At 35.2% G+C, this 16,146-nt stretch carries 10 protein-coding genes; 5 read left to right on the top strand and 5 right to left on the bottom strand.

Translation table 11 applies throughout. The annotated features are described in order from the left end of the window. Positions 1-199 precede the first annotated feature (199 nt). The 5 genes from LPB88_RS17045 to LPB88_RS17025 form a co-directional block, all read right to left on the bottom strand. Complete coding sequence (locus LPB88_RS17045) at positions 200-1,492, bottom strand: MFS transporter (RefSeq protein ID WP_230716844.1); 1,293 nt, start codon at positions 1,490-1,492, stop codon at positions 200-202. Between the two features lie 20 nt (positions 1,493-1,512). Continuing rightward, positions 1,513-1,740 (bottom strand): hypothetical protein, encoded by a 228-nt coding sequence (locus LPB88_RS17040; RefSeq protein ID WP_230716843.1) that lies wholly within the window; start codon positions 1,738-1,740, stop codon positions 1,513-1,515. A gap of 6 nt (positions 1,741-1,746) precedes the next feature. Beyond that, a complete protein-coding gene (locus tag LPB88_RS17035) occupies positions 1,747-2,343 on the bottom strand; it encodes a TetR/AcrR family transcriptional regulator (protein ID WP_110835621.1) in 597 nt (198 codons plus the stop codon). Positions 2,344-2,555: 212 nt separating this feature from the next. Beyond that, the gene (locus LPB88_RS17030) at positions 2,556-4,010 is read right to left on the bottom strand and encodes a glycosyltransferase family 2 protein (protein WP_230716842.1); all 1,455 of its coding nucleotides are present in this window, start codon (positions 4,008-4,010) and stop codon (positions 2,556-2,558) included. 513 nt (positions 4,011-4,523) lie between these two features. Further along, positions 4,524-6,125, bottom strand: coding sequence for a Na+/H+ antiporter (locus LPB88_RS17025; RefSeq protein ID WP_230716841.1), 1,602 nt, complete (start codon positions 6,123-6,125; stop codon positions 4,524-4,526). A 409-nt stretch (positions 6,126-6,534) separates the two neighbouring features. Here LPB88_RS17025 and LPB88_RS17020 point away from each other — a divergent pair, with 409 nt between their 5' ends. The 5 genes from LPB88_RS17020 to LPB88_RS17000 all read left to right on the top strand — a co-directional run bounded on the left by LPB88_RS17020 (position 6,535) and on the right by LPB88_RS17000 (position 15,802). Further along, positions 6,535-8,910, top strand: coding sequence for a mechanosensitive ion channel family protein (locus LPB88_RS17020; RefSeq protein ID WP_230716840.1), 2,376 nt, complete (start codon positions 6,535-6,537; stop codon positions 8,908-8,910). A 91-nt stretch (positions 8,911-9,001) separates the two neighbouring features. Continuing rightward, positions 9,002-9,919, top strand: a complete 918-nt coding sequence (locus LPB88_RS17015) for a bestrophin family protein (protein WP_230716839.1) — start codon at positions 9,002-9,004, stop codon at positions 9,917-9,919. Between the two features lie 31 nt (positions 9,920-9,950). Continuing rightward, on the top strand, positions 9,951-10,643 hold the full coding sequence (locus LPB88_RS17010) for a response regulator transcription factor (protein ID WP_230716838.1): 693 nt from the start codon (positions 9,951-9,953) through the stop codon (positions 10,641-10,643). Then, the gene (locus tag LPB88_RS17005) at positions 10,633-12,000 is read left to right on the top strand and encodes a HAMP domain-containing sensor histidine kinase (RefSeq protein WP_230716837.1); all 1,368 of its coding nucleotides are present in this window, start codon (positions 10,633-10,635) and stop codon (positions 11,998-12,000) included. Before LPB88_RS17010 ends, LPB88_RS17005 begins: the two co-directional genes overlap by 11 nt. A 586-nt stretch (positions 12,001-12,586) precedes the next feature. After that, complete coding sequence (locus LPB88_RS17000; protein ID WP_230716836.1) at positions 12,587-15,802, top strand: TonB-dependent receptor; 3,216 nt, start codon at positions 12,587-12,589, stop codon at positions 15,800-15,802. The last annotated feature ends 344 nt before the right edge of the window (positions 15,803-16,146 follow it).

Raw genomic sequence — 16,146 nt, 5'->3', positions numbered from 1 at the left:
TTCGTGTGTGATTTCTCCCTTCGGTCGAAATGACAAGATTGTGGTTACTTTATAAAATCCTTACACAATCAATCATTCACACAAAAACAAAAACCCGCATAAATCCGTTTAATCCGCCCAATCCGCAGGCCATACAAACAAAAAAAAAGCTTGTCTATTACAGACAAGCTTTTCTATTCTTAAGCGAAATATTCTTCGCTTAACTTTCTATTTCTACTTCAACAGCCTCTTTTACTTCAACAATATCTTTTACTTCAACAGCATCTTTCGATTTAACCATCTGGCTTACTCTCCAGATAAAAAATATGCTACAAAGTGTAATTACCGCAATTACATATCCTAAAATATCATAGTTTTCTAATGGTGAAGTTTTTGTTTTTTGGTGCACAATAAATCCGGCACAAACCGCTGCGATTCCGCCGGCAATTTGTTGTAAAGAAGAAGATATTGACATATAAGCGCCACGATCTTCCAAGCCCGGAATAGCAGTATTAAGCGTTGTTGCAGGAATCATACGACTCATGATTCCCATAAACAAAATCATATTAATCACTACAATTTCCCAAAGCGGAATTGGATTTAAGTTCGTATAAATCAAAATCATAATAATAGAAAGTATCGAACCCGCAGCAAACAATTTGAACTTGCTTACTTTATCACTTAATTTACCAACCAAAGGCATTATAAAAAGTACCGAAAGTCCGGTAAAGAAAAATACCATTGGCAATTCGAGCTGGCTAATATGTATATTATTTACTAAAAATGCGCTCCCAAAAGGCTGTAGCATAAAACCTCCAACCGAAAGAAAAGCAATAGAAGCAAAACCAACTTGATAACGTTTATTGCTCAAAGTATGCCAAAGATGCAAAAACGGACTTTTGTCTGTTTGTACCTCTAAATGTTTTGTGATGGGCTGCATTTGCGTAATAATTGCAATAAGAATTAAAACTCCCAAAACGGCAATCATAATAAATGCCGAATGCCATCCCCAATTGTTGGCAAAATACAATCCAACCGGAATTCCTAAAATTTGACTTGTAGCAAAAGCCATTTGAATGAATCCCATAACACGTCCTCTTTGGTGAATCACAAATAAATCGGTCACAATTGCCAAAGAAACAGAACCGATTACACCGCCAAAAAGTCCGGTAACGATTCTCGCCATCAACAACATCATATAACTTGTTGAAAGTGCACAGAAAACGGTACCAATAATGAATCCTGTATAAAAGAAGATTAAAAGTTTTTTTCTGTCAAATTTATCAGCAAAACCCGCCGCCATTAATCCCGAGATTCCGGCACTAAAAGCGTAAGCAGAAACCGCAAAACCAAAGTTTGCAGTTGTCATATTCAGGGTTTTCATTAAAATATCTCCCAGTGGAGAAATAACCATAAAATCAAGTATTACTGTAAATTGCAAAAGCGCTAATATCGCAATAATGATTTTTTGGTGAGAAGTAAAAGCGGGGCTGTCCCCAGAAATTTTTTCCATATAAATTGGTTATTTTTTGATTAAGATAATTCCTGGCACTCGTGACCAAATTCATTGATCATTTCGATAATGGCGTCAGGTTTCAATACATCCGATACGACGCGAAGCACGCAATCAACATCTTCATGATCGATGCTCCATTGTTGTATGTCCGAATGATTATCCAGTGTTCTGTGCATATCGCAATCTGGATTGATTTGTTTAATATTTGTTTTGAAAATGTGTATTCTGTTCAAATTCGTTTCCATAATTTTTCATGGTTTTAGTCCTTTAATTGTACCCTTAAAAGCCTCTTTCATAATCTCCTTGGTAAGCTTAAACGGTTTTCCTCCCATACTCTTACCTTCAGTATGCATATTCAACAATGTGTATAACGGTCCGTAAGCGACAGACCAGAAAGCTTCAAATGTCATCGGGACCAGTTCCTTATTACGAAGTCCGTTATCCATAAACTCATTCATAATCTTTCTAAATTCTGCAAACTCTTTAATAGAAGCCAGAATAGTGTCTGAATGAGGCGAATGTTTAATGATTTCAAAAAATGCAACTTCTTTCGGATATTTCATGGTAAAGTTGGCGCGGTTTTCCCACTGTCTCCATAAACCTTCCTCAAATGACATTTCGGACGAAAAATTTTTTACGGTACTGGTAAAAAATTTCAGTGCAATAATGGCACCTATTTTCTGAATCAAATCATCCTTGTCTTTGTAATAAATGTAGAGCGTGCCAACAGAAATCGAACAGGCCTTCGCCAGCTTGTTCATACTGAAACCTTGAAACCCGTCACGCACAATTTGATCGATTGCCGTTTCGATTACCAATTTTTCTTTGTCAACATCTCTTACTCTCATACTGATTATTTTTGACAAAGATAAAATAATAAATGAATGAACGTTTTTTTATTATTGATTTTTTTTTCAGAATAATTTACAACGACAAACCTGACAGGTTTAAAAATCGGTTCAAACAAAAAATTCACTCCATAAAAAAACTCCTGCTCGGGGGAACAGGAGTCATAAAAAAACAAATTAAATTTCTATTTTTTTAATTACAATTATCTTATTTAGACTAAGCCACGAGTCAACCAGCCTCTTTTATTCGCGGTAACAATGGCGTAGGGTGTGATCCAGAATAAACTGAAGGTGTAAAAAACACTATAAGAATACGCCCAAAGCGAATCGGCAAGATTGTATCTTTTAGCATAAAACAACACCGGAAAACTCGATACGATTAAGATTCCCAAAAGGGTAGAACTTAAAAATAATAGTGGATGCATGGCGATAAAAACAAACATAAAGATCATAAACGGATACGCCATAACAATTTTCAAAGCTTGGTTGAACCATAAAAGTCTGCCACCAAATTTAGATCCTTCTCTAAAATCTGTAAAAACATATTTTGCCATTGCAATATTCTCACGCACATTACTTCTGCTCCATCTAATGAACATTTTGTACAATCCAGTATATTCTTCCGGAACGTTTGTTAGTACGTATGCATTTCTCTGAAACAATACATGCTGACCTTGTTTCAAAATCATATTTGTCATTGCACGATCTTCACCAATATCAGACGGTTGTCCCATAAAAGTTTGGTTGATCCATTCGTCCAGACAAGCAAAAACCGAAGTTTTTCTATAAGCCGCAGCCGCTCCCGGAGTACAAAGAACCGAACCTAATTTACTTTCGGCAGAACGCATGAATTCAAAACTCATTACGAAACTTACGTTAAGCATTTTTGGCAAGATTGCCTTTTTACTGTTCAATACATGAACGTTTCCGGCAACTGCACCACATTTTTCGTCAACTACAAACGGACTAACTAAGTTACGTAGAGTATCTTTTTTAACAATTGAATCACTATCAACCGTTACAAAAATTTCTCCCATTCCCAGTTCGAATCCACGGTGAAGAGCGTGACGTTTTCCTGCATTTTCAGGTTGCTGAAAAATTGTCAAACGATCTCCCAATTTTATTTTGGCTTGTTGCATCCAGTACCAGGTATCATCTTTACTTCCGTCGTCAACGGCCAATATTTCAAGTTTATGTGCTGGAAAATCACTTTCGGCCAAACTCAATAAAGTATCCCAAACCAGTTTTCCTTCGTTGTACGCAGGAACGATTACGGTAACAGTTGGTAACATTTCATCCGCAACCGATTCGATTGGTTTGTAGTTAAAAAACAAGTATAAATTATACAGAAATACTCCTGTTTGAAAGAAAAATAATAATCCTGCCACTATCAGGAACGGAAGTCCCCAGGAAGAATTCATTCTATCGATCTGAAACTGATCAAAGTCGGATTGTAAATAATATACAGAGTATGCTCCAACAAACATTAAGGCAAAGGTGCTCACCAACACAAATAATCCAAACTTACTTTTGGTGCGCTCACTTACTTTTTTTACTGCTGAATTGGAATTGTTAATACGAAAAATGGAACCATTTAAGGCGTGTTCGTTATTGCTATTTGAATTTGAAGTATAAAATTGTTCTGATGTTAAGGTTTCACTTTTCATATGACACTACTTTTGATTGCTATGTATGGGCTTTTATTTAAAAATGCTTCCCTCCGATTCTATTTTCATTATCGGAAAGGATTTCACTTATTCCCATTTTGCAAGCCACGTGCCATAATCACTTTTTACTGGATTCTAGCGATTTAGCTTTCTTGAGTAGTTTTTGAGTGTATAATTATTATACGTTTTGGTATACAGGTTACAGATTTTGTTGCCTTTTTAGAGATTTTTTGAGTTGAGGTTTTGCAGGTGATTTTTAGACTTCTTATTGTCATCCTGAGCGTCCCGAAGCTTCGGGAGAAGGTTTTTTTTTGGAATTTGGGAGTTATTCCGAAGTTTTAGGATTGGAATTTAATTTTCTGGAGTTATTTCCAGCCATTCGCTATATCTTTTCCTTGCTAAAGGAGCAAGAAAAAGGATGCCGCTTCTGTCTGGGCTAGGGAGAAATTTAGGCTTAACAAGAAATTTATGAAGACAAATGTTATTGAAAATTTAATCTTCAAAAAAATAAAACTAATCCTCATACATCTCCATCCACAACCTAGTCTCCTCCAAATCCAACTCCTTCTCAATCTTTCTAAAAATCTCTTCATTGACAGAACCCGATTTATGCATCGATTCTAATTTGTTGCGTTCAACATTCAAAAGATCGATTTGAAGTTTAGTAAAATCGTTGAAAATCTCACCTCCCATCAATTTACCTTTTCCAAAGAAATTGGCTGGAAGTTCCGTTTTTTGAAGCCGATTGAATTTTACTTCGTATTTGCTTTTTATGTTGTGGAGTAAGTCGTCATTGAGTAAGGAAAAATTATCTTCGATATGGGTAATGGTTTGCGAAACGATAATGTTTCGGATCTCGTATTCTTCGGCAAGAATCGAGTATTTTTCAATTTTTAGTCTTTTAATTAACCATGGTAATGTCAATCCCTGAATGACTAAAGTGGAAAGTATCACACAAAAAACGAGATAAATGATGAGGTTTCGGAGCGGGAAAACTTCTGTTTTATTCATCATTAACGGAAGCGCCAATGCAGCCGCCATCGATACTACGCCACGCATTCCGGACCAACCAAAAACAATCATGTTCCTGAAATCGAATTCTTCCTGCAAACGGATCTTTTTACTAATGTATCTTGGAAGTAAAGTTGCCGGAATAACCCATAAAAAACGCACCAAAATCACGACTAAACTTACCGAAGCGCCCCAAACAAACAACGACCAACCCGAATAATCGCCAATTCCTTCAATAATTTGTCGTAACTGTAATCCGATTAAGACAAAGATCAAACCGTTTAAAATATTCGTTAAAACACTCCAAATCGTTCCAGTCATGATTCGGCTTTCGTGTGTAAAAATAGTCCCCGATCTCGCCGAAAGAAAAAGTCCTGTGGCAACTACAGCAAGAACACCGGAACATTCAAAATGTTCAGCAATTAAATAAGATGCAAAAGGCGTCAGCAAAGTTAAAGTAGCCTCGATAACCTCATCGCAAACAAATCTTTTATGAATAAAACTCATCACATATCCAACAACTAAACCAATCGCAATTCCTAATACAGACATTACCACAAAGTTTAATCCTGCTTGCCAAAGCACAAAATTTCCGGCAGTAATTGCGGTCAAAGCATATTTGTAAGCGACCAAACCACTGGCATCATTCACCAGACTTTCGCCTTCGAGAATCGCAATTAATCTCGGGTGTAAACCCAAACCTTTTGTAATAGAAGTTGCCGAAACTGCATCAGGCGGCGAAACAATTGCCCCCAAAAGAAAAGCCAACGGCCAGGAAATATCATCGATCAACATATGTGCGGCAATAGCAACGGCAGCTGTGGTAAACAAAACCAAACCAACAGCCGCAAGTGTAATTGGCCGAATGGTTTGCTTAAAATCGGACCAACTGGTGTACCACGCAGCGTGGTATAAAAGCGGTGGTAAAAAGACAATAAAAACCACTTCGGGACTTAAAGCAATTACCGGAAGTCCGGGAACAATACTGATAACAACACCACAAAGTACCAACACTATAGGAATGGGAAAATTGTACTTTTTACTAACAAGACTTAGGAATGCGACTCCAAATAGTAACATGATAATTATGGTAATATTCTCCATTTTGCAGTAGTTTTTTTTGTATTTTGGTGGTATAAGAGTACGAATATAATATTTTTAAAGTTTTCTTTTTACTTCTCTCTTTTTTGCTCGCAGATTTAGCAGATTAGGCAGATTTTTTTCTGTTTTGTGTTTGCTTCCCTTTGTCTTTTTTGCCGCTCCCGAGACTTCGGGATAAATGGGGTAAAAAGATTATTCCTTGTAGACTTTAGTCTATGTGAATTCATGCAAAGTAAATCCAAAACGAGAATCCAATCTTTGTCGAGCTTCTCACGAGGATTTCTCCTTCGTCGAAATGACATATTGTACATAAGCTTCGTGAATCTGCGACTTTTGCGAGATTAATCACAAACTCTCTTTTAACCAAATTTTATCATACTCTTCATCATAAATACTGCAAAAAAAATTACATTTGAAGCTTAAATTTATGACTCAAATTATGACTCAAAAAAGATATTCGATTTGTTTACTTGCCTTATTAGCAGTCTTATTTTACACACCACTCGCCTATTCGCAAACGGCTCCTCCAAAAAAAGAAAACCGTACTAGTCTTTTTCAGGAAAGTGCTACGGATAGTGATTATTTAATGGCGATTGAAAAAGCCGGAGAAGTGCTGGAATCCGCTCATAATGACACCGAATTTGATGGAAACAGTCACCATTTATTTGGTGATATCAAAAGAACACAAAGCAAACTTGATCTTATTCTGGAGAGTTTAAAAGGTGCAAATCCTAATGTGCGCAATCAGCAAATGTATCGTATTGTGCTGAAGGAAATTGAGCAGGAACTTGAAGAACAAAATAAGGGTATCAATTCGCGCAATCTGGCTTTGGAAAAAATCAAAACCCGTGTAATTGATTTGCGCAAGGACAAAACCTTAATGGCACTTCTTAAGGATACAATCCGTCGCAAGCAGTTTAAAAAAGAATTTGCCAATCTTAAAAACAGATATCTAAGCACGGACAGTTTAATGACCAAAAATCAGGGTATTTTAAACAAAAATAAAAGACTTACTGTCGAAAGAAAAATTGCCGTTTCGAATGCTTTAATTACTGTTGAAAGCAAACTTGAGCAGTCTGGAGTAGGTATGCTTAAAGAAGATTACCCAACTTTGTGGAGCAAAAACGATTCGACAGCTAAAAAAATAGTAGGCAAAAACATCAAAGCCAAGATCATTATCGAAGAGAATGTCGCCGCCTATTATTTAAGTTACAGAGCCGGTGGTTTAATTACATTGGTTTTATTAATGGGATTATTGGGCTGGTATATTTCCCGAAATGTAAAATACCTCAAAAGCAACGGTCATGACGAAAATCTATCTCAATTTAACTTCAAATATTTAAATCGAGGTGTTATAATTCCGGTTGCTGTCATTGGACTTAACATTGCTGTGGTGAGTAATTTATATGCTCCGGCATTGTTTATAGAATTGATTCAGCTTGTGCTTCTGGGGCTTCTTACGGTTCTTTTTAAGAATAAATGGTCGGCGGTGGCCATGAAAAACTGGGTATATCTTTTAGTTTTATTCTTTATTTTATGTTTTCTGGACTTGTTTATTGCAGTAGGATTTATTCAGCGTTGTGCTTTTATTGTGATCAACATTTTGGGAATTCGCTATGGTTTGGTTCAAATTAAAACTTTAAAAGAACAGCTTTATATCAAAGGATTTTTTAAATGGGCGACGATCATTTTTATTGGTTTGAATGTCCTGTCGATTTTGAATAACCTTTTCGGAAGAGTTTCATTGGCCAATATGTTAAGTCTTACGGCTTTTATATCGCTAACGCAAATTGTGGCTTTAAGCGTGCTTTTGAAAATTGTTTTAGAAGTTATTCTTTTACAGATTTATACCACCAGAATTAAACGTGACATCGAAAAGATTTTTGATCACGAAAGCCTGTCTGCCACACTCAAAAAACCTTTCATTATCATAATTAGTTATATGTGGATTGTTGTAATCGCAGCTAACTTAAATATTTGGGAATCGCTGCGTGCCGGTTTAGCCTCATTATTAAGTCATCCAAATACAATTGGAAGCATCACTTTTACTTTAGGAAACATTGTATTGTTCTTTATCATTATTTGGGTAGCGCATTTATTGCAGAATTATGTAGCGTACTTTTTTGGCGAAATTGACGATGAAAATGAAGAAAACGTCAATAAAAGACAACATTCTAAATTACTCATTACAAGACTTGTGGTATTAATTGTTGGATATCTTCTTGCCGTTGCCGCATCCGGAATGCCATTAGACAAACTAAGTATTTTGTTAGGTGCTTTAGGTGTCGGTGTTGGACTTGGATTGCAAAGCGTGGTTAACAATTTCGTTTCAGGTATTATTTTAATTTTTGATAAACCGATACAAATTGGAGACGTTATCAATATAAGTTCTGACTCCGGTCGTGTAAAATCAATGGGGTTGCGAACTACCAAAATCAATTCAGCAAATGGTGCCGAAATTATTATTCCGAATGGTAATTTATTGTCCCAAAACATTACCAATTGGACTTACACCGACAATTTTAAACTGGTAGAGGTTGCCATCGAAGTTAGCGGCGAAATTATGCCGGAAGAAATTAATACGCTAATATTAGAATCTCTGGAAAGTATGGAATTAGTTAATAATACTAAGCCTCCCCAGATTTATTATACCGCTATTGCCGATGGAAAATTCAAATTACAAGTAAAATTCTGGTGCAGTATTTACCGTACCGAAGAAACAATAAGTAGTGCAAGACAAATGCTTTACAGTAATTTTAAAGCTAAAGGTTTGACTTTATCTACCTAGAAAAAATATTTCAATTTCAAAAGCCGTCTTATTGCTATAATCTGACGGCTTTTTTAATTACTTTTATAACATCGAATTTCATTTTTTCCAAATGATTATAAAGAAAAAGAATACCTGGTTTAAAATGCTCTTTGAATGGAGAGGTTCTGTTTTACCGCAACTCCTTCCGAGGCTTCTATTATTGCTTTTATTTTCGCTTCTCGTTGTTTATTTTAAGCCTTATCTTCTTGAATATAATTTACATATTAATCCTGCCATTTTCACTTTATTCGGAATTGCGCTGGCTATATTTTTGGGCTTTCGAAACAACGTGAGTTATGATCGTTTTTGGGAAGGTAGAAAACTTTGGGGCGCCTTATTAAACGACACCAGATCTCTTGCCCGACAAAGCATTACACTAATTAATGACAAAGAATATGAAGCCAAACGAGAAAACTTCACCAACTTACTTATTGCATTTGTCTATAGTTTAAAACATCAGCTTAGAGAAACCAATTCTGAACAAGATCTGAATCGATTACTTCCTAAAGAGTTTGCGGATCAGCTTAAAGAAGTAAAATTCAAACCTATAATTATTTTAAGAGAATTAGGAATTTGGGTCAAAAATGCCAAATCAGAAAACAAAATCGACAGCATTACCCAACTTGCTTTCGAAGAAAATCTGAACAAACTATCTGACATTGTTGGTGGATGTGAACGAATCGCAGGTACACCAATCCCTTATACTTACAGCGTATTGTTGCACAGAACCGTTTATATTTATTGCTTTTTACTGTCTTTTGGTTTTGTTGAAACAATGGGTTGGATTACACCTTTTATAATTGTTTTTATAGCCTATACTTTTGTAGCTCTTGAAGCAATTGCCGATGAATTAGAAAATCCGTTTGGTTTGCAGCCCAACGATCTTGCATTAGACGCAATGTCGCAAATGATCGAAAATACCTTGTTAGAATTAAACGATAAAAAAGTAAATCCAGTAAGTCATACTAATGCTTATTGTATTACTTAAATGATATTGCACACCCCAATTATATTCGGTTATGAATAGAGTATTATTAGTTGAAGACGATCCCAGAGTCGCTTCTTTTATTTCGAGAGGGCTTGAAGAAAATCTCTATCAGGTTAAAACGGTTTCAAAAGGTTATGACGCCATCAATGAAGTCATGGAAAATGATTTCGATATTATTATCCTCGATATTATGCTTCCAGATATTACCGGATTTGAGGTTTGCGAAGTTTTACGAAATAGAAAAATAATCGTTCCAATACTTATTTTAAGTGCATTAGATACTCCGCATGAAAAAGTAAAAGGATTACAATCTGGTGCCGATGATTATTTGGCAAAACCTTTTTTGTTTGAAGAACTTCTGGCGAGAATAAACGCTCAGCTTCGTCGTGCCGAATTTAGTACCGGAATATTAGACTTTCAATCTTATGCTGGAATTGAGATTAATATGAAGGAACAAAGCGCCACAAGAGACGGAAAAGAACTCAACTTATCATCGAGAGAACTTAAGCTTCTAATCTTTTTTATGAAAAACAGAGAAACTGCTTTATCACGAATTGCCATTGCTCAAGCGGTTTGGAATCTCGATCTTGACATGAATTCTAATACTGTAGATGTTTATATCAATTATCTTCGAAATAAAGTCGACAAAAACTTCGCTACGCCATTAATTCATACCATAAAAGGAACAGGATATATGCTGAAACAAAAAAGTCATGAATCTTAAAAACAAACTGGCGATTAATTCCAGTTTGCTCTTTGCTTTTACGGTTGGACTTGTAATGGCGGGCTCTTTCTTACTGTTCAGAACTCACATGAAAGATCTTTATTATGATAATCTTGAAGATCATGCGATGACAACGGCTCTTTTTTACTTCGAAAAAGATGAAATCAAAGAAATTAGCAGTGAACGTTACCATCAAATTGAACTGCAATACAATCGGATCAATAATGAATCGATAAGGGTTTATGATGCCAAAACCAAAAAGCTTTTCGTACACGATAATATTGATATTCAGCTGAGTGATCAATATTTGGATTTAATCCAAAAAGATAAAATTTTACATTTTAAAATCAACGGAAGGCAATTTGTAGGTTTATTTTACAAAGACAATCAGGGAGATTTTATTATTGTAGTTTCGGGAATTGATCGTGCAGGAAACCGACAATTGGAGATTTTGGGCATTATGTTTATTCTTTTTTATCTCGCCGGAATTCCGATAAATTATCTTTTGGGAACATTTCTTGCCAAACAAACTTTCCTTCCTTTTGAGCGTGTTATTGCAAAAGTAAATACGATAACGACCGAAAATCTTCATTCGAGATTAGAAGTGCCTCAAACAAGCGGAAAAGATGAAATTAAAGAACTTATTACCACTTTCAACTATCTCTTAGAAAGATTAGAAAGCGGAATCATGATTCAGAACAACTTTCTAAAAAACGCTTCGCACGAACTAAAAACACCGCTTACGATTATTATTGGAGATATTGATGTTTCGTTGCAGCAGCCAAGAACCAACGAACAATACGAGCAAATTCTAAAATCGCTAAAAAAAGATACGTTACATTTAAAATCTACTTTGGACAGTCTTTTAGTATTATCAGGACTGGAACTTTCCGAGCCTCAGCAAATGGAAACGGTCAGAATCGACGAAATCTTATGGAATGTTCTCGAAAAGAAAGCCATAGAATATCCCGAATCTAAAGTTTCGGTAAATTTTGATGCTATTTCTGATGATGAAGATTTGCTTTCCATTCATGGCAATAAACACATGATTTTTATTGCATTGTATAATATTCTCGACAACGCCATTAAGTTTTCTTCTCCTGAACAAGTTGCCGTTTTTGCTTTTTCGAAAGAAGGAAAGCTTCAGGTAAAAATTACAGATAAAGGACCGGGAATTTCAGAAAATGATAAAGAATCTATTTTTGATCTCTTTTTCAGAAGCGATAATACACGCCATATTCAGGGACAGGGATTAGGGCTTTTCGTAACAATGCAAATATTAAAACTTCATACGATTAATGTCATAGTCGATTCGGAGTTAGAAAAAGGAACTTCGATTTCTTTGGTATTTCCTTAAATAATTAATGCGCTGGTTATAATTTACTAAATAGAAACATAGGATTTGGATCGAAGAGCGCAAGTATCTTTAATTTTAAACCTTGATAAATGGTTAAAAAGAAATTACGTAACATAACCACAATCATTGTCATCCCGAGGAACTAGGGATCTCCGCAAGAAACTAACACACAGTATTTTCCTTAGATTGTCGAGCTACTCGCGGAGATCCCTCGTTCCTCGGGATGACAAAAATGCGCAGACTAACTTTGACAAAGAGTTGAAAACCTAAAAAAAATTAGATTTTTTTCTTTACAATGCATTTTTTCAATTCGAAAGTATCATTCCGGAATTCTTATTTTTACAATCGGTAACGTTAATTTAACACTCTAATCTTTCTCTAATCTAATTCAAATACAAGACTAATCTACTTATTTTTAGCATTTTGAATAAACAATTGATTTTAAAGGCCTAAACACTTTAAACAGAAATAACACGTTCGTAATTTTACGTTAACAATGAATATTTTTATCATTTTAAGTTAACAAAAGCGTTAAATCCGATCGAAACAAACTGGGTTTCTTTGTCAAATAAAAACTAAAAACAACATGACAAAACTAAAACTCTTTTTTTCGGCATTTATGCTTCTTGTTATGGGAAACATTTTTGCTCAAATTACAACCTCATCGTTATCCGCAAAGGTTAATGATGGAACCAGCCCACTTACTGAAGCTGAGATTACATTAACACATTTACCTACAAACGCAGTTTACAGAGCTACAACTGATAAACAAGGTAGATTTAGTTTCGAAAATTTAAATGCCGGAGGTCCTTACGAACTTGAAATTAAAAGTTCCGGAACCAAAGATTATTCTAATGCACAAATATTTTTATCACTTGGCGATAATGATTTACCAACAATTGTAGTTAGCAAAGCAGACAACAATGTATTGGAAGAAGTTGTGATTACAAGTTCTAAACCGTCATCAAAAAATAACGGAACCAATATTAGTGAAAAACAAGTAAATGGTCTTCCGTTAATCAACAGAGGAATTCAGGATGTTACAAAACTAGTTCCACAGAGTTCTAACAACTCCTTTGCAGGAACCAATTTCAGATATAATAACGTAACAATTGACGGCTCTATAAACAATGATGCAATTGGTTTCAGCCCATCTTTAGGTGGTCAATCCGGAACTTCTGGTATGCCTGGAAGCAGTACACGATCAAATTCTATAAGCTTAGATGCAATTCAGGATATTCAGGTTTATATTGCTCCTTACGATATTAAATTAGGAAATTTTCTTGGAGGAAGTGTGAATGCAGTAACTCGCAGTGGTACAAATGAAGTGACAGGATCTATTTACAGTTATGGAAGAAGTGCTGCAATTACAGGTCCAAATAATGCCGGTGACGGTTCAAAAATGCCAAGTTCATTTGGCGATTATCAAGTTGGTTTCAGATTAGGTTTACCAATTGTTAAAGACAAACTTTTTTTCTTTACCAATATGGAATATGCAGAAAGAACGGATCCATTATTTTACAATGCAGGACAAACAGATTCTAACGGAAAACTGACTTCATTAGTTGATAATGCTACTGCAGATCAGATTTCGAATTTCGTAAAAACAAACTACGGATTTGATATAGGAAGTAACGGTGCGTACAATAATTTTGCAAAAAGTCAAAAATTCTTCAATAAATTAGATTGGAAAATTAATGATAAACACTCTCTTTCGTTAAGAAACAATACGGTAATTTCTCAGGCTTCAAACTTAGAGCGTGATGCGGCAAATTTTAGATTTTCAAGCATGGATTTTACGCAGAAAAACCAATCTATTAGTACGGTTTTAGAATTAAAAAGTCATTTCAACAGCCAATGGTCAAACTCCTTTATTGTAAGTTACTCAGCAATTAAAGATTATCGTGATCCAAAATCAAGCAATATCATGTTTCCCCAAACAGAGATTGGTTATAACGGAGGAACTATTTTCTTAGGAAACGATCGTGAAGCAACAGTATTTAACATGAAACAAAATACTGCTGAAATCACAGACAACCTTACTTATAAAACAGGAAATCACACGTTTTTATTTGGTACGCACAACGAATTTTACGACATCAATTACGGATTTGTAAATTCGCTTAATGGAAGAGTTTCATACAAATCTCTAAATGATTTCTTCAATAAACTTCCTTCTCGTGTTCGTGGAACGTATCCTTTTGATGGTTCTACAAGAGATGAGATTTTCAACAATCCATATGCTAAATTCAAAGTAAACTTATATAGTGTTTATGCACAGGATGAGATCAGAATTGGTAGTAAATTGAAAGTTACTCCGGGTGTAAGAATCGATTATACAGACTTGCCAAACAAACCAAAATTAAGCCCGCAAGTTCAAAATTCTCCAGCAGATCCAAACTATGGCACAACGTATAATTATACTCCATTAAGCCAAATAAATAACAACTTCTTCAGCACTGCATTAGTGTCTCCAAGAATTGGATTTACTTATAATGTTGACGAAGATAAAACATTAGTGATAAGAGGCGGATCAGGAGTATTTACAGGACGTATTCCATTTGCATGGTTAGGATATGCGTACTATAATGACGGTGTAGGTTACGGAAGTTATGACAAAAACAACTTAACTCCGGCTCAGGTTGCAGCAGCGGGAGATCCATTGGCAACAAACGGATTAAACGGATATCATGATGCAACTCCAAAGGTTCAGGCAGATTTAGTAGACAATAAATTCAAAATGCCGGCAGTTTTAAGAAACTCATTGGCAATCGATAAAATCATTGACGGATACAAATTTACAACCGAAGGTATTTACACAAAAGTGATTCGTGATCTTGAATTTCAACAAGTTAATAAGTTAGACAATCCAACTTATTTCTCTTACGATACCAATCACCAAATGCCAATTTATGCGGCAAATATCAACCCAGCTTTTTCAAATGCTTACTTGTTATCGAACACTAGCAAAGGTTACAGATACAGTATTACGGAGATGGTTTCAAAAACATACGATTTTGGTCTTAACTTTATGGTTGCTTATACTTATGGAGATTCTCGTGACGTTACAAACGGAATTCGTAACTCTATGGAAAGTAACTTCCAAATGAACCAATCATTGACACCAAATGATCCGCAATTGGCAACTTCAAACTTTAATATCAAACACAGAATCGTTTCTAATGTTGGATATGCTGTAAAATTAGCTGATAACAATACTTTCTCTGCTAATGTATATTTTAATGCACAATCAGGAAATCCGTTCTCATGGGGATTTGTAAACTCAACAATTGCAGGAACTGGGCAAGCGGCAGGATTGGCTTATGTCTTTAAAGATGCAGCAGAAGCAGCTAAATATATTGGCGTAAGTTCAGCAGGAGTTCCATCGGCTACAGCAGCACAACAAGTAGCAGATTATGAAGCTTTCGTTAACGGAAATGATTATTTGAAAAGCAGAAGAGGAACTTTCACTGAAAGAAATGGTGATACAACGCCATGGAATATTCAGGCAGATTTGAAATTAATGGATGAAATTAAAGTTACAAAAGTAGGTACATTCCAAATTTCATTCAGCATGGCAAATATTGGAAACTTAATCAACAAAGATTGGGGAAGAAGTTACTTTGTTCCAAATACATACAATTCAACAGCGAGCCTTGGTTTAACAAAATCAGGAAACCTAGGAGGTGTAGCTACTGGTGATCCAACATATACTTTCCAAAAACCAACATCTACGCCATATACTGTAGATCAGTTAGCGTCAAGATTTCAGGGACAATTGGGGGTTAGATATTCGTTCTAACAAAGACAGTGTTTATTTTTTATTTTTTTTGTCCGCCAGTTTCAATTATGGAACTGGCGGACTTGTTTTATAGAAACTCCATAAACCAGCTTGCAAGTTTTAATTCACTAACACATAATCCCAATGTCATTAAGTTAAGCTTTCTTTTAGCAAATTATTCTTAATCTTTTTCTCGCAGACGCAAAATCGCCAAGTTTTTTTGCCACAGATTGTACAGATTAAAAAGATTTTGTTTCACGCAGATTATGCAGATTTTAGCAGATTTATTATAATTAAAATCTGTATAGATCTGCTTAAATCTTTTTAAATCTGCGTGAAAGACTCTTAGCAAAATTCAATGCATA

The sequence above is a fragment of the Flavobacterium sp. JAS genome (assembly GCF_020991455.1).
Taxonomy (GTDB): domain Bacteria; phylum Bacteroidota; class Bacteroidia; order Flavobacteriales; family Flavobacteriaceae; genus Flavobacterium.
This window is presented reverse-complemented; position numbering and strand designations above follow the sequence as displayed.